Raw genomic sequence first — 19,692 nt, forward strand, 5'->3', positions numbered from 1 at the left:
ATCGCTGAGCTTATCAATATTATTACAAAAGCAGATAGAGCAGATAGCAAAATTTGAATTTTACCAAGTATTAAATAATTAACCTTTTTATTTCAGCGACTTGTGCTACAATTGTATTAATATGTCAATACAATCTAGTAACTTATAAATGAAGAGATGGAGATTTAAGAAAAGTTTATTTTACCTAACAACTGCATTTTACCTTGGTAGTGTCCCATCAGTCTTTGCCGCCATTACAATTGATACAACCAATCATCCCAGTGCTTCCAACTTTGCAGGTGCTGGAGCTATGAGCAATACTACCGGCACAACAGCTAATCAAAAACTTATTTTTGATAATTCATGGGGAACAAACACCGGCTTTATTGTAGATGCTGCTGGTTATACTTTTAATGGTGAAGGGGCTCCGTTAGTAGCTTTTGAGCCTATTACTGCTGATACAGGTGGATTATGGCTTAGAGACGTTACTACAGTTAATGGTAGCATTGGCACTCTAGCTAATCCTTTAAATCACTTGGCTGCTGTTTACCCTGCTGTAATAGATATCAAAAAAGATGTTTATATAGTAGATGACATCACCGCAGATGGGTCTAAGGATCCTACTGCACTAGCAAGTAATGCACGTATGATTATCGGGCAGGCAGGTGCTACTACTACAGTAAAAGCAAGAGACATTAAAGGGAAGCTAGCTAATGGCTTGATATTAGATTTTTTTGGTAATGTAACTTGGTCGCCTCATGCCCTTTCAGGCGCAACTTCTTCTAGTTTAAAAACTCATACTATGGGAATTAATACCAATAGTACTTTAGATTTAACAGGCTCCATAGATTTGCATGATACTTTGTGGCTCAACGCTGCAAGTGCCACTTTAAAAATTTCTTCTAATTTAAATTTATCCAAATTTACTATTAACGGTGGGAATGGTTATGGTAACTTAGTCTTTACTGGTCCTTCTGCGGTCACTTTTACCACCCCCATGGCTGGAAATAGCTTAGGTAGTATAATAACTGAGCATGCAGCAGGTAACGTATCATTCAATAATACCCTACGGGTAGATGCCATCAATGTAAATAGTACTGGCACCCTGCAATTACCACAAGATGTAAACATGGCCGTAAATCCAGCAGCTACAAAACTAATTACTTTTAATGCTGATGGAATATTAGAGGTTAATGGTGGAACTGGTACTAACCTTACTGCCACAGGGGGTGGGATTAGAACTTCAGTTGCTAACACTACAACAGGTACAGGTACCGTAAGGCTAAAAAGAAATAACATACTTGGCGATATAGGAACCTCAACTAACATGATTAAATTAGTTGAGATAGGAGAAATAGGCGGCGCAACAATTGCCGGAAACATCAATGCTCTTAATACCAACTTTAAAGCTGCTAATACCTCGTATATTGACGGCAATATTACTAGTGCTGTTAATTTTGATGCCAACAGCACGGTCTATATGAATGGTTCCACCTTAGATGGCAGTGTAGCTAACACTAGTGGTTTTGATTGTAGAGGTGTTATAGAATTTACCGGGGCTGCAACTACTATTACCGGAAATGTTGGAGCTAGCGGCGCTGGCTTGTATTCAATTACCGGTGGAACGGGATTTGATACAACTTATGGAGGGCGTGCAGTCGCATGTTATATCTATACTGGAGCCAATACTTCTAACTTTAATGGCGCTATCCAAGGAGCCAATCTTACTTTTACCGCAGATGGAACTGTCAACATGGCAGGATCAAGTCTATTTACAGATGTAACTAATAACCTAAGTGGTAACGGTACCTTTAATATTACCGGCAATACTACCCTAGAGAGTACTAAATCTATAGGTTCATTAACTAATGAATTAAAAGTAGTTAACTTAAGCAAAACCGCTGGAATGAGCAGTACGCTCAATGGTCCGATTTATGCAATCAATATAGAGAATGGCGCAGGCACTTCCAATGTTAATGTCGCCCTTAACACCCTTAATCCTATTAACTTTACTGCTGATGGAACTATTAACTATAATTTAGCAACTTTAGGTAATGATATTACCACCTCCTCTAACGGTACTGGTACCTTTAACTTTGTAAACACCTCGGCAATTACCGTATCAAAGAATCTTGGTGCAAGCGGTTCTGCTCTGAAAGTGATAACTGGTGGCACAGCTGCTAATACTACTTATAATAACCAAATTTTTGCTCAAACCATTAATAGCGGCGCTAATATTTCCAACTTTGCAGGGAATCTTACCGGCAACCTTAACTTCACAGCTGACGGTACGGCCAATATGGCAGGATCTACATTGACCGGTAATGTAACTACTAATACTGCAAATACCGGTACCTTAAATCTAACAGAATCATCAACTGTTACCGGGAATATCGGCGCTACAAATCGGTTAAAACTCATCACCACTGGCGCAGCTAGCAAAACCAATGTGTTTAACGGCACAGTAGCTGCAACTAATATTACCAGCAACACCGGCACTTCTAGCTTTAATGGTGATGTTAGCATAACAGGGGGTAATATTAGCTTTACTGGTGACGGTATTATCAATGTAGGTGATGCAACAGTAACTAGTGCTATTAATACTGGCACAGGAAGCACTGGCACACTAAACATTATCGGTAACGGTACTGTTACTGGTAATGTTGGTGCTACTAATGCCCTTAAGCTGGTAACAGCAGGAAGTGCTGCTAAAACTGCTAACTTTAGTGGTACCATTACAGCGGATGATGTGACCATTGGTGCAGGTACTGCTAACTTTGCGGATGATATAACTGCTAGTATAAGCTTTACTGCCGATGGTATTATCAATGTAGCAGATACAGTACTACTCAATGGCACAGTAGATAGTGATGTCCCTAATGCCGGCACACTTAACCTGTTAGGAGATAATACCGTAAGCGGTAATATCGGTGCTACTAATGCACTTAAATTAGTAACTGGTGGTGCTAGCGGTAAAACTACCAATTTTAGCAATGCGGTAACAGCCACTACCGTTAATACCGGAGCAGGTATTTCCAACTTTGCAGGTAATGTGAGCGGTAACCCCAATTTCACTGCTGACGGTACTGCTGCATTTTTTGGTAGCGACATAGCTGGCAATATTACTACCGCTACCAACAACACTGGTACTGTACGATTTTATAATGCTTCAACCAACTCGATTACAGGTGATATTGGTTCCTCAGGAGCAGAACTTAACCAAAGTGTAGTACAAACTAGCGCCACTTTAAATGCTACTGGTAATATTTATTCAAATAGTATTATTTTAGAGAATGATAGTAATTTAAATGTTACGGGGAATATTGTTGTTACTGGAAACAATTATCAACATCGTAATGCTAATGCCACATCGACTATTAATGGAAATATTACTACTAAACAATTTTATAATTGGGATGTTGGTTATGGGAATTTAATTTTTACTGCCCCTTCTACTATAAGCCAAACCTTAGCAATGCATGCAAATCATTCATTTAAAAGCATTACGACCCAGCATGCTGCCGGCAATATAGCATTTAACCAAAGTATTAACACAGATACAATTAATATAGATAATACGGGTACTTTAATATTTCACTCTGGAGCAGATTTAACAAAAAATGGTACAGCTACAAAACTTGCCACCTTTAACGCAGATGGCATATTGGAAGTCAATACTACTTCTGGCAATTTTACTGCAACTGGTGGCGGGGTTAGAACTTCAGTGGGTAACGGTATTACAGGAACTGTAAAACTTAAGCAAAATACATTTACGGGCAGCATTGGTGCAAATGGCGCTGCAATTAAATTACTTGAAGTTTCTGAAACGGCCAATTCAACTATAGTAGGTAATATTTATGCTACCACTATTGATTTCAAGGCTGATCGCCAATTCACCGTTAATAGCGCTACCGTGGAAGGTAATATCACTACGACTGCAGGTAATAATACCGGCAGTTTAACTTTAACCGGAACTGCGAGCACAGTAACGGGAGATATTGGTACAAGTGGGGCAGCGTTAAAAACAGTAACTGGTGGTACTGGCTTTAATACTACTTATAATGGTGGAGTAGTTGCTAGCACCATTAATACCGGCGCTAATATTTCTAACTTTAATGGTAATGTAAGCGGTAATCTTAACTTCACTGCTGATGGTACGGTTAACATGGCAGGATCAATGCTAACCGGTAACCTAACCACTGCTACTACTAATGAGGGCACGCTTAACCTTACCGAGAGCTCTACTATTAACGGCAATATAGGAACCGGTGCTAATCTCTTAAAAATAATAAATGCAGGTGCTGTTACTAAAACCAATATCTTTAACGGAGATATCTACGCTACTGCTGTTAATTTTTCAGGTGATGGCGTTATTGAAATTGCAAATGGTAAAAATATCAACAGTGCTGTTACTACCAATGCTGTTAGCAGCGGTACTCTTAAATATCTCGGTAGCACTAACCTACTTGGTGATATTGGTACTGCGCTTAACCCATTAAAAGAAGTGCAGCTGCTAAGTGGAGCCGTTAGCTTTGCAAATAATGATATCTATGCTGACACGTTATTGATAGATGATACTGCCACTTTAAACATTGCCGGCACCCGTAATATTCATGGTAATGTTTTGCTAGATGGTACACTTGACCTTGGGAGTACTGTTGGTGATAAATTAATTGTATATGGCAACTTAGATGCAGGAGCAGATCCGCTTAGTACCTTTGTTAAGATTAAGAGCGATATTTCAGATAATACTTCAAGTGCTGCTTTAGGTCAGTTAGAAATAACAGGAAACATGATTTTACGCAGAACAGGAGTGCTTGAAATCTATAAAAGCTTAAACCCCATCGATAGTAACGGTACTTATGATTTAATGACAATACAAGGCAGCTTATTGGATGAAAATATGGTCCCTATCTCAACTGCTAGCTTAAAAGATAATTATCTAATTTCTAAAATTGCAACCGTTAATATTACCAATGTAAATAAAGTAGGCAATATTTATCAAATAACCTTACAACGTGATGGAAACGGGTTAGCAGGAATAGGCAATCCTAGTAAGAAAAACCCAGCTAAACAATCAGCCCTTGATACATTAGACGCAATATATAACAAATTATATACCGATCCTGATTATCTTGCCTCAGTAAATCCGGGATTTAAAACCGCTCTTGATCAGATAAATGCTTTAACCACTGATGAGATAGATGTGTTTATCAATAGATTAACCCCTGATGCCATGGGTAGTTTTGATAAATCCATTAAAGAATCAACTACCAATACACTAAACACGATCGCCAGCCGCTTAGATAGCATTATAGGCAGCAGCAGCTTTATGGGCTCTACTGCTGTTACCACCGGCTTTACTGCTACCAATGATCTCTATCATGCTATTATCCACGAAGATGATAATTTTTCTGAACTTAAAGAGTTAAATCTAAATGCAGAACCAACATCACATGGTTTCTGGATGCAAGGTCTTAGCAATTATATACGCCAGAAAAGCGTTGATAATTACAGCGGCTATACAGCTAGGAATAATGGTAGTATCATAGGTTTAGATACCCAGCTTAATGATTCAACCACCTTAGGTATTGCCCTCACCTCAACTAAAGTGATTACTAAGTTTAAAGAAGATAAGCTCGGTGACAATCTTAAAGCTAACATTAAACAAGCAAGTGTTTACTCTAAACATGAATTTAACCCTAAAACTTATCTGAATTTAATAGCTTCGCTCTCCCACATTAAAGCCCGCACCCTAAGCGTAAAACCTCTAAATGAACTAGCTACTGCTAAATTTAAAGCTAAACATTACGGGGTAAAAGGTGAACTGCATCACAGCTTAGCTCCAAGCCGTTATCTAACTCTAACCCCTTCAGTGTCACTTAATTATCAGCATTTGAATAAGCCTTCTTATACTGAAATTGGTAGTGTCTTTGCCAGAACTTATTCTAAAGATCAAGAGGATACCCTCAACTTATCGTTTGGTACCAACATGGCTTTACGTGAAGTCGCCTGGCAGGAGACTACCATCCTCCCTGAGGTTTATGCTAAAGTGAATTTCGATCTTATCCGCAATGATATCTCGGTTAATTCTTACCTAACTCAAGCGGGACCTATCGCCTTAGAAAATAGCCGCGGACCTAAATTACCAAGAACCGCTTTAACTCTAGGCTCTACCCTTACCTTAATTAATTGCAATAACTATAAATTTGCTGTCAGTACCGATGTCGAATTACGTAAAAACTTCTTCAATGTCGGCGCCCTCCTCAGATTTAAATTAGATTTTTGATCTTTTAAACTTACTAATCCTCTTTCCATATATGCGTAAAAAGTACTTAGTAAGCAATTTTCAATCTACACGAGAAATAGTTAAATATTTTCCTCTTATTATTTTTTAATTATATGATACTTTAATATTATGAATTTTAAGTAACAAGGAGTTAAGATGACTAAAACTATTTTAAGGAATATTATTCTTTCTGCATTTTTAGGTTCAGTTGTAATTAGCTGTGCAACTATTATTACCGGCGTCAATACTGCCCAAAATATTAATATTAAAGTGATAGATGTTGTCACGAATGAACTAATAAGAGATCCAAACTGTGTAGTTAGTGATGATAAGGGTAATGCAGCCACCTTACTTACCAACCCAGGAATTATTAGTGTTAGTAAAGCTAACGCACCTATCAAAATTAAATGTTATAAGGCTGGTTATAGGCAACTTAACGTAGCGGCTGGTGAAAGCTTTAACAAGGTGGTAATTGTAGATAATTTATTCTGGCCTAATATTATAGTAGAATCATTAGGTGGACCATATAAACAATATCCATCACATTTTGTGGTAACTATGGAAAGAGATACCAGCTTAATTAGAAGGTAATTAATTATATGTATTAAAATCTAACTTTTTATTACAAAATTACTTTAATTATTATATGATTGCTTTTATAAAACAGTAATAACATTTTGTGATGTTATTACTGTTTTATTTTTTATTAAATTAATAAAAATAAAAAATTTTTGTAAAAATAATTATAAATTGTTGGATAAAATTATGTTAAGAAAAATGTTTACTAAATTTTTCATTCTATCTTTTTCTGTAGTTTCATTAACTTCCTGCGCAACTATTTTCTCAGGTACTAGCCAAGCTATTAATGTGCAAGTTATAGATGACAATACACGTACATTAATAATCGAACCAAATTGTTTAATTATTGATGTAAATAATCGAACCATGACTCTTCCAAGCAATCCTGGAACTGTTACAATCGACAAATCAGCAAGTCCTATAATAATAGATTGCAAAAAAGCAGGCTATAAACAAGCTCAAATTGGAGCAGGTAATAATTTTAATGCTGTTACTTTTATTAATATTTTATTTTGGCCTGGATTCATAGTAGATGCATTAAGCGGGGCATACAAAAAGTTCCCTACTCATTTTGTAGTTACCATGAAACAATTATAATAATAAATAATAAAATTTTATCATAGAAATCAAAAGCAAGGAAATAGTTCTTCTTTTTTCCTTGCTTTTTCTTATGCAATTACATCAGGATAAAGAATTGATCTTAAATATCTAATTCTATCTTTAAGCCATAATTTTCTTTTCTTATGTCGTTGTATAAGCAGTTGATCTAGCGTATTTAAAGCAATTAGCTCTTCTAATTTTCCATCAACTTGATTATGTTCTTTCTCTAAATCATAAAGTTCTTTTAATATATTTTCTTTATCTTCCATAATCTTAAAATTTTAATATTAATAGTGCTAAAATATTTCTTTTAATAAAAAGTAATTAATATCATTTGTCAAACCAAATAGATATTTTAATTGCCATCTGATAACTAATAGTTTAATAAGTTTTTAATAATAGAGCGTAAATAAAAGGATGATTATGGTTAAAATTGTAGCCAATGCAAAAGAAGCTTTGCACGATGTGTTGTTTGATGGAATGACAATAATGGCCGGTGGATTTGGTTTATGTGGCATACCAGAAAACTCTATTATTGAACTTAAAAATTCTGGTGTAAAAAATCTAACTGTAATTAGTAATAATTGTGGAATAGATGATTTTGGTTTAGGGATTTTACTACAAACCAGGCAAATTACAAAGATGATTTCCTCTTATGTAGGAGAAAATAAAACCTTTGAACAACAATATTTAACTAAAGAACTAGACTTAGAGCTGAACCCCCAGGGAACCTTGGCAGAAAGGATCAGAGCGGGCGGAGCAGGCATACCAGCTTTTTATACCAAGACTGGGGTAGGAACTATTGTCGCTGAAGGTAAAGAGACAAAAGTATTTGATGATGAAGAATATGTAATGGAAAGTTGGCTTAGAGCAGACGTAAGTATAGTAAAAGCCTGGAAAGCAGATAAAGCTGGCAATATAATTTATCATAAAACCGCTAGAAATTTCAATCCTATTATGGCTATGGCTGGTAGAATCACAATTGTAGAAGTTGAAGAGCTGGTAGAAATTGGAGAGCTAGAGGCAGATCATATCCATACGCCTTCAATTTTTGTACAAAAATTATTTGTAGGTACAAATTATGAAAAAAGAATTGAGCGTAAAACTACTAGAACAGAATAATAAGCTTTTTTAGAAAGCAAAAAGGTTAGAGGAATTTTTAGGAAAAATGCAGGCGAGGAGCAAAATTTATTAAATATAAATAAACTACCACAGGCAGATTAGAATACTAAAATTACCTTTTATACTAAATTTTAAAAGGAATCCAATATAAGAGATTAATTTATATTTTACTTGGGAGAAAATAAATGGCTTGGTCACAAGAGCAAATGTGCCAATTGGCAGCAGATTTAGAAATACAAGATGGATATTATGTCAATTTAGGAATTGGCATTCCAACCTTAGTCGCAAATTATATTCCCAAAACAAAACATATAATATTGCACAGTGAAAATGGTATGCTTGGCATGGGTCCTTTTCCACTTGAGAATGAAATAGATGCCGATTTAATTAATGCCGGCAAACAAACAATTTCAGAACTACCTTATTCTAGTTATTTTGATAGCGCCACCTCATTTGCCATGATACGCGGTGGCCACATAGATTTAACTATTCTTGGTGCTTTGCAAGTATCTTTAGGCGGTGATCTGGCGAACTGGACTATCCCAGGAAAAATGGTTAAAGGCATGGGCGGAGCAATGGACTTAGTAGCCGGCGCTAAAAGAATTGTAGTGTTAATGGAGCATATTGCCAAAGATGGATCTGCTAAATTAGTAAAGGAATGCGCCTTCCCGCTTACAGGGAAAAGAGTCGTTGACCGTGTGATAACTGACTTAGCTATTTTTGATATGCACAAAAAAGATCAATTTCAAACTATGGAACTAATTGCTATAGCAAAAGACAGCACTTTAGATGAAATAAAAGCTAAAACAGAAGGACATTTTCTAGTAAATGATGATTTAAAAGTTTTATAAACTAAATTTACTATTTTATTATTACTGCAAAGGCTCCTCTGTTAATATTAGAGGGGCTTTTAAGGTTATCTAACCTATTTTTTAATAATGTTTAAGAGCATTAGATCATTATTCCTTTCTCATAAGTTAACATAAATCTTTACAGTTATTATTACTAAGCACTCTAATTTTATTAAATAAATATAATATATAGTAAAGGGAAGATAGGTTGCGCTATATAGAGCTAAAAAATGCCATCAATGAATTTAATGCTTAATAATCAACTGCAAACTGTTCTTAGTAACGCTGATCACTCAACTAATATACCATTATACGAATAAACTTTAAGCTAGAAAAATAGCTTTTGAGAGTAAAGAAATCAAGAAACGTATATATTTTATTTGATGAACTAACTAGGTGTACAACCGAAATGGCAATAATATAGATGATAAAGCTACTGAGCGTCTCATAAACAATCAAAGCATGTTAACGACTAGATTAGATGGATTGCTAGTATGTATGAGTAAAAGACAGAGGGAAAAGAAACTATTCATTCATTTGAAAACCAACAGTACAATATTGTACTTAATCTTATGCAAAGATACTTTGAAGAAATTTGGGTAGAAGGCTTTTAATTTAGTGATGAAATACTCATAAGGAGCTGCTTATAATTCATAATAAATATATTTTTACTAAGAGAACATTATGAAAAAATGCAAGTAAGTTATTTGCTTCTAAGGATTTGTTCTAGCTGGGCAGCTAAAATTGTTATAGAGTACAATTGGTTTTACCTACCCATCATATTGCCTACATCTTTATTTTGCAATTTAGCATTCAACAATTCAGTAAAATAATAAGGGATTTTATCCTTTACCACTACCTGAGTTAGTTTATCAAATCCGGATAAATTATTATGATTTTTATAAGGTGCAAAATTAGTATGGATATTAACGTTAGTTCCTCTAGTATTAAGAAAAAAGAAATCAACTACCATCCAAGCAATTGTTATTAATATAGTACCAATAATAACAAATTTCTTTTGTTCATTACTCTCTTCTTCGTTGCCAATTAGAACTTCTTTGCCTCGCTTAAATTTTTGCCACAATCTATATAATGCAAATGAGACAGCTGAACCAGTAATCGCTGCTATTATTATTTTTCCAATATATTTTATTATTTCTAATAAAGATTGTTTCATTTATACGCTCATATATTACTATTTCTAATTTATCAATAAATTAGAAATAGTGTAATTACCCGCTAATATTATAAAAATCAATAAGAAGTTATTATTATAATACTACACTATTAAATTAAATTTAAAATAGCTTCTAATTTCCCTTGACACTTAAGTGAAATAAAAATATAAAACTATTCATTATTGATGTGGGCTTGTAGCTCAGGTGGTTAGAGCGCACGCCTGATAAGCGTGAGGTCGGTGGTTCAACTCCACCCAGGCCCACCATTAAATAACAAGGCAATTTTAAGTGTCTCAGCAATTGTTTCCTATCATTGGCGTTACACCGGATTTTGCCTTAAATGGCAGTTATTCTGCCTATCCTTATTTTCAGCTAAGACAAACATATTTAAACTGCATCATCCAAGCTGGAGGTATACCGCTTATTTTACCTTATAGCACTAATATAGACGGCTTTATAAACATCATTGATGGTATAGTGCTTACCGGAGGTGACTTTGATATTTCTCCTAATTTATATGGGGATAGCCAATTAAATAAGCATACTAAAGTAAATTCAGAACGGACTGAGTTTGAATGGGGTATTTTGAACAGAGCGTTAGAAACTAATATGCCCATTTTAGGAATATGCGCAGGAGAACAGTTAATTAACGTAGCTCTCGGTGGCAATCTTATTCAACATATTCCAGATGAAGTTGAAGCCCCTCTTAATCATGAGCAAACCACTCCTAAACATGAAGTTTCTCACTCTATTAATATTGTACCTAATACGTTATTGTATAAAATTGTAAATACTAACAAAATGATGGTCAATTCTACCCATCATCAAGCAGTTAAAGATGTAGGCAAAAACCTCATTGTAAGCGCTATTGCCCCTGATGGTGTAATAGAGGCCATTGAACATACCTATCATCCGTTCTGCTTAGGAGTACAGTGGCATCCTGATCATATTCCAACCGAAGAAGACTCCAATATATTAAAATATTTTATTACTAAATGTACAGAATTCAAAAAAAACAAACTTTAGTTAAAAAGTTACCCCCAAAATTTAATAACAATCCACCAGCCATTAGTTTGTCTGATAATGAGACTATGCGTATTGCTAAATTTATAGCATCTTGTGGAATATGTTCCAGGCGTGATGCTGAGAAACTAATTAGTGAAGGCAAAGTTAAAATAAATAACCAAGTGATAGAAACCCCTGCAATCCAAGTTGGATCACAAGATATAGTTAAAGTTAATGATGAAGTTATTACACTCACCTCATCGCAAATTTATTTATATTATAAACCACAAGGGCTAATTACCACACATAAAGATGAAAAAGGTCGTACAACTGTTTTTGAGAGTCTTCCTTCTCACTTACCGAGAGTTATTTCAGTAGGAAGATTAGATGTCAATAGTGAAGGATTACTTATTCTTACTACTGATAGTAATATAGCTCATTATTTAGAATCACCTCAAAATGAATTAGAAAGAACTTATAAAGTACGTGTTTTTGGTAGACTTGATCTTGTCAAGCTAGAAGAAATTTCTAAAAAAGGCCTAAGATGTGATGGAATTAGATACAAGCCATTTGAATATGAAATTATAAATCAAACTCCCAATAATACTTGGCTTGAGATTACCATACATGAAGGAAAGAATCGAGAAGTTAGAAATATCATGGAATATTTGGAAGTAAGAATTTCTCGCCTAATTAGAATAAAATATGCTATGTTTAGCTTGGGTAATCTATTACCTGGAAAAATTATAAAAGTTGCAGATATTGCTACACAAAATTTATTAAAGATCATAAAAGATGAGAATAATCACAGGAATACACAGGGCTAAACCTATTCTTTCAGATGAGAAAAGAAATATTAGGCCGACTACAGGTAAAATTAAAGAAGCTATATTTAACATTATTAGCAGCAAAATTGGCAGCTTTACAGGTTTAAATATTTTAGATCTTTGTGCTGGTAGCGGTAATTTAGGCTTGGAAGCTTTATCACGAGGCGCGGAGTATGTATTGTTTATCGATAATAACCCTAATGCTTTAAGATTTATTAGGCAAAATATTACTAACTTTAAAGAAGGCAATAAAGCAGAAATAGCGCATTTAGATGTAGCGAATTTACCGGCAAGCATTAAACGTTTTAATATTATATTTTTTGATCCACCTTACGATCAATCTAATAACCTTATTAAAAAAACCCTAGAAAGATTAATTAGCCGCAATTGGTTAGCAGAAGATGCTATTTTAATTATTGAATCAGGTCCACATTATAATACTGAAGAGTTAACCCCCATACTTAATAAATTTGAAGTAAAAAATTACAGTAATACTAAACTCATTATCAAAGATTTTGGTATTGATGAATAACAACCAGGTTAACCATATTGCAATTATTGCAGGTGAAGCTTCTGGTGATAATTTTGGGGCTGAGCTAATTAAAGAATTAAAAGCCATATATCCTAATGCTTGTTTTTTTGGGGTGGGCGGTGAAAAAATGATAACAGAAGGGTTGAAAACCCTTTTTCCTATATACAAAATTGCTATTATGGGTTTTGTAGAAGTTGTTCCTAAAATTTTTGAAATTTTAAAACTAATCAAACATACTGCCCAGTATATTTTGGATGCCAAACCTCAATTAGTTATTACTATTGATGCTCCGGATTTTAATTTTCGAGTAGTTAATAAATGCCAAAAATTACGCCCACAAACTAAGTTTGTTCATGTTGTGGCCCCTTCTGTATGGGTGTATAGACCAAAAAGAGCTGTAAAAATTAGTAAAGTTTATGATTTTTTAGGATGCTTTTTACCATTTGAACCAGCTTTTTTTACTAAACACGGCCTAAATGCTAAATTTATTGGACACCCAATTACCGAGTATGATTATACATGTAATAAAGAAGAATTTAGCAACCATAGTAATATTAGTTTAAATGATAATATTGTGCTCGCTATGCCTGGTAGCAGGGTAACCGAAATAAAAAAACTATGGCCGATATATTTGGAAGTTTTTAAAATACTTCACACTCAATTACCCGAATTAAAAATCTTTGTACCCATTCATAAGCATCTGATTGAATTTATTAAAAGCACCTATGAATATGAGCTGCCTAATGTATTCCTGAGTAGTGACGCTAACTCTAAAAACTGCGTTTTAGCTCATGCAAAAGTGGCGCTAGTAAAGTCTGGTACTTCCAGTTTAGAGGTGGCAATAAACAAGGTTCCTTGTGTTGTGGTTTATAAAATAAGTAAGTTTTCCGAAATTTTATTTAAATTGATGTCTGATTTAAAATTTGTTTCGTTAGTTAATATTATTGCTAATAAACAAATTATTCCTGAGTTGCTGCAAAATAATTGCAATGCTCAAAATATCACCGCTCACTTACTGGAAATTTTAAAAAATAATTCACAAGTTAATGAAACAACCCCGATCATAAGCCAGCTTTATACTGAGCAGCGCCTTTCCCCTTCAAAGTTTTTAACTCTTGAGATTAAGAATTTAATTAACTAATACTTTTTCCTCTAATGAAATTATAATATTTTAGTTATAAATCAAAAGTTTACTTGATTATTTACTTTTTAGTGATTACTTAATATGATAATTAATGCTAGTAAGCTAATTATTTAACGTATTGGAGGCTATTAATGGCTATCTTCTCAACTTTTCGATCTAGTAATTTTATACGAAACCTTACAAATTCAGTCAGCCGTTATACTTTGTTATACTCTTCACGCCTTTATAAAGATATAGGATTATCTCCTACCGATCAAAACGCTTTTAAGCAGAACAGCATTATTAACAACAGCGGAACTGAAACCAAGGCCACTGCTCTAAGGAGTATTCACAGCGCACCACATATAGAAGATGCAGACTTTAAAGTTATTGGCGAGAATGGATCAAAAAATTTAGATCCTACAATTTTAGAAGTAGAATCTACTAAGAAGATTAAAGATATTAAAGAGTTAATTGATAAAGGACTACTTACTATTGATAATCTAGAAAATATTGATTTATATAAATTAGCTAGGGTAACTGATAATAATGAAAGAACTTTACTGCATTATTACACACTTCATACCAAAAAGGTAGATCGTAAAATAATGCATATCTTTCTTATAAATGGATTTAAGCCTGACCAAAGAGATGTATTTAGGAACACCCCCATACATTATGCATTACAAGCAGAGGAATATCACCCAGAACAGATATATAAAATAATTCAAAATTATTCTAGTACAGAGATGTTTTTACCTAACAATATAGGTGAAACTTTATTACAAAAAGCAGTTGAAAAACAAGATCCTATATTGGCCTTTACTATATGTAATTCTAAAGATATAACTAGGGATATGTTTACAGCCATACATAATGAAAATGGAGAAAATATTTTAGAAATAGCTAGAAAAACTGCTGAGCTTGAAAATAACAAATTATCCAATCTTGTTTATCATACTATAAGATTAACCTGGGATGAAAAATTACACGAGCTATTTACCATTTTCAACTTTCCTCAACTTAGCAATGTTAGAAGGCAATCGTTAACGTTACCTGAAAGTAATGTAGGCAAGCTAATGAAAAAAACAGAGCAAGAGCTATCAGAAAATCAATATAAAAGAGAAATGTAACTAACAATAAAGTTATAAGTTTGGATAATATTAATTATTCAAACTTATAACTTTAACTTATTTTCTAGCTATAGCAGCCATGTTTATTGAATTCACTAGCTTATCCACAAATGTGCTTACCATATTGTTAGCTTCAGTAGATACCATATTTAGCAAACTATTGTTTGCAGTTAAATCAATTAAAGTTTTGGCATTAACAGACTTGTTAAGGAACCGATGACACACACTGTAAATAACAGCAACATAGCCATTCCAAAAAATATACTAACCTTTGTAGCTTAGTAGGTTACCAGGTTTGTAGGCCATTAGATACTACATTCAGACATAATTTATTACTATATCTCTATTCTGTAATTTAATTTTACTTAAATAGCCTTTTATGAATTCCCAAGGTAATTTTATTCTACTATCCTTAGAATGGCTTGATCCTGAAGTGCTGTATTAGCACTTTTAAGCTTATTATGAATAGGCCAATTGGAAATTATTATAAGAATTAAACTTGATTCTAGGTCCATTGTAATTATCCAGGCTATTTACTCATTTTTATTGCTTGTTCAAACTGCAGGAAGGTTAAAGGAAAGTGCGCTGGATTGGGCATCATCTACCAAGTTGAGCCTATATTTCTTATGTTTTGAATCATTGGCGGCTTAAAATAAAGCCTGCTTAAAACTTAAGCAGGCTTTATTTTTAAACAAGATAAAAATTATTAAATATATTTTACTTCTAAAATTTCAAAATATCTCATGCCTTTTGGAGTTTTAAGCTCAAAAGAATCTCCTGGTTGCTTGCCAATTAAAGCCCGTGCAAGCGGTGAAACAATTGAAATCTTGCTTTCATTAAAATCTGCTTCGTATTCACCAACAATTTGATATGTAGCCTCTTCATCAGTATCTTCATCTACAATCTTAACTGTTGCCCCAAATTTGATTTGGTTGCCGCTTAATTTTGTTACATCAATTACTTCGGCTCTGGCAATTTTATCTTCAAGCTCAATTATTCTACCCTCAATAAAGCTTTGCTTTTCACGGGCAGCATGATATTCGGCATTTTCTGATAAATCACCAAGTTCCCTAGCTTCTGAAATCGCTTGAATTATCTTGGGTCTGTCATTTTTTTTAAGATTATCCAGTTCTTCATTTAATTTTTTAAAACCATTAATAGTAATAGGAAACTTGTCCATTTTAAGCTCTTTATTCTAATTTAATAAGTTATTTTAATTGATTTTAATATAGCTTTGCAAGGAGCGTACTTCATAAGTATTGTTTAGCTCCTTAAGCTTGGCAATAGAGTTAACTAATGCCACAGAATCACTGATGGTAACACAGTGAGGTACTTTATGCAAGAGAGCATTTCTTCTGATTAAAAAACCATCCGTCTTCGCTTTTTTACCACGGCTAGTATTAATTACCAAATGAATTTTATTACTCTTAATCATTTCTACAATATTATGCTCACTTTCGGAAACTTTAGCAATATAAAGATTTTCAATATTTTGTGCTGCAAAATATTTACTGGTTCCGCTAGTAGCATAAATAGTAAATCCTAAGGTTATAAGCTGTTTAGCAAGTGCAGCAGCTTTAGCTTTATCTTCATCTATAACTGATATAAATACATTACCTTTAAAAGGAATGGTCTCTCCTGCCCCGATATGCCCTTTAGCAAAGGCTCGTTCTAAATCTAAGTCAATTCCCATAGCTTCGCCGGTTGATTTCATCTCGGGCCCCAATACTACATCTACATCGGAAAATCTATTAAATGGAAATACTGATTGCTTAACCGCTACATGATTGCCAGGTATTAAATAACAATCATTTACTATACCTAAATCCTTTAAACTAGCTCCGGCCATTACAAGAGCTGCAACTTTTGCCACAGGTACTCCTGTAACTTTGGCAATAAAAGGTATGGTTCTGCTAGCTCTTGGGTTAACTTCTAATACATAAATTTTATCATCTTTAATGGCATATTGAACATTCATTAGCCCAACAACTGCTAATTCTTTTGCTAAAGCTTTAGAATTTTCTATAATTTTTTCAATATTTTCTTTACTAATTGAATATGGAGGAAGTACACAAGATGAATCACCAGAATGGATTCCAGCCTCTTCGATATGTTCCATTATTCCTGCAATATAAATTTTTCCTGTCTGGTCTGCAATTAAATCTACATCCACTTCAATTGCATGTTTTAAGAAGTTATCTATTAGTAAGGGTCCGGTAGCAAACAACTCACCATTTTGAGTTAAATAATCTTCTAGATCAATGATATTGTCTATAATTGACATTGCTCTACCACCTAAGACATAAGAAGGCCTAACAACTACAGGAAAACCAATTTGCCCTGCTTTACTAATCAAATCTTCTTTATTGTGGCATATAAAGTTTTTAGGTTGAAGAATAGATAATTTTTGCAATAACTTTTGAAAGCTTTCTCTATCTTCAGCCAAATCAATATTTTTAGGGTCTGTTCCAATAATGGGTACGTTATTAGCTGCAAGCACTTTAGCAAGCTTAAGGGGAGTTTGCCCACCAAATTGCAGATTTACCCCTAGCAACTTACCTTGCTGCAGTTCTAAATCAATAATATCTAATACATTCTCAGTAGTAAGTGCCTCAAAGTATAATCTATCTGAAGTGTCATAATCAGTTGAAACCGTTTCAGGGTTACAGTTAATAATTAAAGTTTCAAAACCGGCATCTTTAAGGGCATAGGCTGCATGCACACAAGCATAATCAAATTCAATACCTTGACCAATACGATTAGGACCAGAACCTAAAATAATTACTTTAGTTTTGGCTGAGATATTGGCTTCACAGCTAGGTTGATTGATGCCATCACCTTCATAGCAACTATACATATAAGCAGTATTAGAATCAAATTCAGCAGCACAGGTATCAATTCTTTTGTAAACTGGTGATACTCCAAAGTGTTTACGTAGCTCTCTAATTTCATTCTCACTATGTTTGGTAAGTTCGGCTATTCTACTATCTGCAAAGCCCAACTTTTTAAGTTCAAGCATAGTAAATTTATCTTTACTTAAGCCTTTAATTTGCAACTCTTGTTCCTTGATTACAATGCTTGCAATCTGCTCAATAAACCAAGGGTCATAGCTGGTAACTTGATGTATTACTTCAAGAGCTATTCCTGCTCTGATAGCATCTGCAACTAGTAATAACCGATCAGGTGTAAAGGTTTTGAGCTTTTCAATAATGCCATCTCTATCACTCAGATCTTTAACTATACTATTTAAGCCATTAAGCCCGGTTTCAAGAGAGCGTAAAGCCTTCTGGAGAGATTCCGCAAAATTGCGTCCTATAGCCATTACTTCGCCTACAGATTTCATAGAGCTTGATAATTCTCGTTTAGTTTGAGAAAATTTTTCAAAGGTAAATCGAGGGATTTTAGTAACAATATAGTCAATAGTTGGTTCAAATGATGCTGGAGTTACTTTGGTGCAATCATTAACTAATTCATCTAGCGTATAACCGACAGCAAGCTTTGCTGCTATTTTGGCTATAGGAAATCCAGTAGCTTTAGATGCAAGAGCTGATGAACGTGATACACGTGGGTTCATTTCTATTACCAGCATTTTTCCATTTTCTGGATTAATAGCAAATTGTACATTTGAACCGCCGGTATTTACCCCAATTTCTCTAAGTACAGCGATAGAGGCATTGCGCATATTTTGATATTCTTTATCGGTCAAAGTAAGTGCTGGAGCTACTGTAATACTGTCACCGGTATGCACCCCCATTGGATCAATATTTTCAATTGAACAGATAATAATGCAATTATCAGCCTTATCCCGCACCACTTCCATTTCAAATTCTTTCCAACCCATAATGGACTGATCAATTAAAATCTCACGATTTGGAGAGGCATCAAGCCCAGATTTAACTATATTAATATAATCTTCGGTAGTATAAGCAATCCCACCTCCTGCACCACCTAAGGTAAATGAAGGACGAATAATAGCTGGCAAACCTACATAATGTAATTCTTTTAAAGCTTCTTCTAAGGAGTGTACTACCACGTTTTTAGGACATTCTAAACTAATACGGTTCATTGCTTCTTTGAATAATTGGCGATTTTCCGCCTTTTCAATTGCTGTAATTGAAGCGCCAATTAACTCAACATTATATTTTTCAAACACTCCTGCTTTAGCGAGGCTAATGGTGCAATTAAGCGCTGTTTGCCCGCCCACGGTTGGCAATACAGCATCTGGGCGCTCTTTCTCTATAATCTTTTCAATAAACTCGGGGGTAATAGGTTCAATATAAGTTACGTCTGCAACTTCAGGATCAGTCATAATAGTAGCAGGATTTGAATTGATCAGGATAATTTTATACCCCTCTTCCTTAAGCGCTTTACATGCTTGGGTACCGGAATAATCAAATTCACATGCTTGACCAATCACAATTGGCCCTGCACCAATTACTAAAATAGATTTAATATCCTGACGTTTAGGCATAAC

14 protein-coding genes and 1 tRNA gene are annotated in these 19,692 nt (G+C 34.2%); 11 read left to right on the top strand and 4 right to left on the bottom strand.

What is annotated here, in order from left to right; all coding sequences use genetic code 11:
- Window positions 1–148: 148 nt before the first annotated feature.
- The 3 genes from EF513_RS06940 (at window position 149) to EF513_RS06950 (ending at window position 7,444) form a co-directional block, all read left to right on the top strand.
- On the top strand, window positions 149–6,268 hold the full coding sequence (locus EF513_RS06940; protein WP_125216672.1) for an autotransporter domain-containing protein: 6,120 nt from the start codon (window positions 149–151) through the stop codon (window positions 6,266–6,268).
- A gap of 156 nt (window positions 6,269–6,424) precedes the next feature.
- Entirely contained in the window at window positions 6,425–6,859 is a 435-nt protein-coding gene (locus EF513_RS06945; protein WP_125216673.1) for a hypothetical protein, read from the top strand.
- Between the two features lie 174 nt (window positions 6,860–7,033).
- A complete protein-coding gene (locus EF513_RS06950) occupies window positions 7,034–7,444 on the top strand; it encodes a hypothetical protein (protein WP_125216674.1) in 411 nt (136 codons plus the stop codon).
- A 71-nt stretch (window positions 7,445–7,515) separates the two neighbouring features.
- Here the strand turns inward: EF513_RS06950 and EF513_RS06955 are convergent, their stop codons facing one another.
- Window positions 7,516–7,716: a YdcH family protein gene (locus EF513_RS06955; RefSeq protein WP_125216675.1), complete on the bottom strand. Its 201-nt coding sequence runs from the start codon at window positions 7,714–7,716 to the stop codon at window positions 7,516–7,518.
- Between the two features lie 154 nt (window positions 7,717–7,870).
- Between EF513_RS06955 and EF513_RS06960 the strand changes: the two genes are divergently transcribed.
- Together EF513_RS06960 and EF513_RS06965 are read left to right on the top strand one after the other, a co-directional pair.
- On the top strand, window positions 7,871–8,569 hold the full coding sequence (locus EF513_RS06960; protein WP_125216676.1) for a CoA transferase subunit A: 699 nt from the start codon (window positions 7,871–7,873) through the stop codon (window positions 8,567–8,569).
- A 185-nt stretch (window positions 8,570–8,754) separates the two neighbouring features.
- Entirely contained in the window at window positions 8,755–9,420 is a 666-nt protein-coding gene (locus EF513_RS06965) for a 3-oxoacid CoA-transferase subunit B (RefSeq protein WP_125216677.1), read from the top strand.
- Between the two features lie 766 nt (window positions 9,421–10,186).
- On the opposite strand, the gene EF513_RS06970 is transcribed toward EF513_RS06965, so the two are convergent.
- Complete coding sequence (locus tag EF513_RS06970) at window positions 10,187–10,597, bottom strand: hypothetical protein (protein ID WP_125216678.1); 411 nt, start codon at window positions 10,595–10,597, stop codon at window positions 10,187–10,189.
- Window positions 10,598–10,787: 190 nt separating this feature from the next.
- Here EF513_RS06970 and EF513_RS06975 point away from each other — a divergent pair.
- The 6 genes from EF513_RS06975 (at window position 10,788) to EF513_RS07000 (ending at window position 15,218) form a co-directional block, all read left to right on the top strand.
- Window positions 10,788–10,864, top strand: a tRNA-Ile gene (locus tag EF513_RS06975).
- A 22-nt stretch (window positions 10,865–10,886) separates the two neighbouring features.
- Complete coding sequence (locus EF513_RS06980) at window positions 10,887–11,624, top strand: gamma-glutamyl-gamma-aminobutyrate hydrolase family protein (protein ID WP_241208582.1); 738 nt, start codon at window positions 10,887–10,889, stop codon at window positions 11,622–11,624.
- On the top strand, window positions 11,594–12,430 hold the full coding sequence (locus EF513_RS06985; RefSeq protein ID WP_125216679.1) for a pseudouridine synthase: 837 nt from the start codon (window positions 11,594–11,596) through the stop codon (window positions 12,428–12,430). Before EF513_RS06980 ends, EF513_RS06985 begins: the two co-directional genes overlap by 31 nt.
- Complete coding sequence (gene rsmD / locus EF513_RS06990) at window positions 12,399–12,962, top strand: 16S rRNA (guanine(966)-N(2))-methyltransferase RsmD (protein ID WP_125216680.1); 564 nt, start codon at window positions 12,399–12,401, stop codon at window positions 12,960–12,962. Before EF513_RS06985 ends, rsmD begins: the two co-directional genes overlap by 32 nt.
- A complete protein-coding gene (lpxB, locus tag EF513_RS06995; RefSeq protein WP_125216681.1) occupies window positions 12,955–14,103 on the top strand; it encodes a lipid-A-disaccharide synthase in 1,149 nt (382 codons plus the stop codon). The genes rsmD and lpxB overlap by 8 nt, the downstream gene beginning before the upstream one ends.
- A gap of 134 nt (window positions 14,104–14,237) precedes the next feature.
- The gene (locus tag EF513_RS07000) at window positions 14,238–15,218 is read left to right on the top strand and encodes an ankyrin repeat domain-containing protein (RefSeq protein ID WP_125216682.1); all 981 of its coding nucleotides are present in this window, start codon (window positions 14,238–14,240) and stop codon (window positions 15,216–15,218) included.
- A gap of 706 nt (window positions 15,219–15,924) precedes the next feature.
- Here EF513_RS07000 and greA read toward each other — a convergent pair.
- Window positions 15,925–16,398, bottom strand: coding sequence for a transcription elongation factor GreA (gene greA, locus EF513_RS07005; RefSeq protein WP_125216683.1), 474 nt, complete (start codon window positions 16,396–16,398; stop codon window positions 15,925–15,927).
- Between the two features lie 33 nt (window positions 16,399–16,431).
- The gene (gene carB, locus EF513_RS07010) at window positions 16,432–19,689 is read right to left on the bottom strand and encodes a carbamoyl-phosphate synthase large subunit (RefSeq protein ID WP_125216684.1); all 3,258 of its coding nucleotides are present in this window, start codon (window positions 19,687–19,689) and stop codon (window positions 16,432–16,434) included.
- Between the last annotated feature and the right edge of the window lie 3 nt (window positions 19,690–19,692).

The sequence above is a fragment of the Rickettsiales endosymbiont of Stachyamoeba lipophora genome, from assembly GCF_003932735.1.
Classification (GTDB): Bacteria; Pseudomonadota; Alphaproteobacteria; order Rickettsiales; family 33-17; genus RICK01.

Excerpts from the sequence above, each read along its gene's own strand:
- EF513_RS06940 (WP_125216672.1), top strand. The coding sequence starts at position 149 with ATGAAGAGATGGAGATTTAAGAAAAGTTTATTTTACCTAACAACTGCA.
- EF513_RS06945 (WP_125216673.1), top strand. The coding sequence starts at position 6,425 with ATGACTAAAACTATTTTAAGGAATATTATTCTTTCTGCATTTTTAGGT.
- EF513_RS06950 (WP_125216674.1), top strand. The coding sequence starts at position 7,034 with ATGTTAAGAAAAATGTTTACTAAATTTTTCATTCTATCTTTTTCTGTA.
- EF513_RS06955 (WP_125216675.1), bottom strand. The coding sequence starts at position 7,716 with ATGGAAGATAAAGAAAATATATTAAAAGAACTTTATGATTTAGAGAAA.
- EF513_RS06960 (WP_125216676.1), top strand. The coding sequence starts at position 7,871 with ATGGTTAAAATTGTAGCCAATGCAAAAGAAGCTTTGCACGATGTGTTG.
- EF513_RS06965 (WP_125216677.1), top strand. The coding sequence starts at position 8,755 with ATGGCTTGGTCACAAGAGCAAATGTGCCAATTGGCAGCAGATTTAGAA.
- EF513_RS06970 (WP_125216678.1), bottom strand. The coding sequence starts at position 10,597 with ATGAAACAATCTTTATTAGAAATAATAAAATATATTGGAAAAATAATA.
- EF513_RS06985 (WP_125216679.1), top strand. The coding sequence starts at position 11,594 with ATGTACAGAATTCAAAAAAAACAAACTTTAGTTAAAAAGTTACCCCCA.
- rsmD (WP_125216680.1), top strand. The coding sequence starts at position 12,399 with ATGAGAATAATCACAGGAATACACAGGGCTAAACCTATTCTTTCAGAT.
- lpxB (WP_125216681.1), top strand. The coding sequence starts at position 12,955 with ATGAATAACAACCAGGTTAACCATATTGCAATTATTGCAGGTGAAGCT.
- EF513_RS07000 (WP_125216682.1), top strand. The coding sequence starts at position 14,238 with ATGGCTATCTTCTCAACTTTTCGATCTAGTAATTTTATACGAAACCTT.
- greA (WP_125216683.1), bottom strand. The coding sequence starts at position 16,398 with ATGGACAAGTTTCCTATTACTATTAATGGTTTTAAAAAATTAAATGAA.
- carB (WP_125216684.1), bottom strand. The coding sequence starts at position 19,689 with ATGCCTAAACGTCAGGATATTAAATCTATTTTAGTAATTGGTGCAGGG.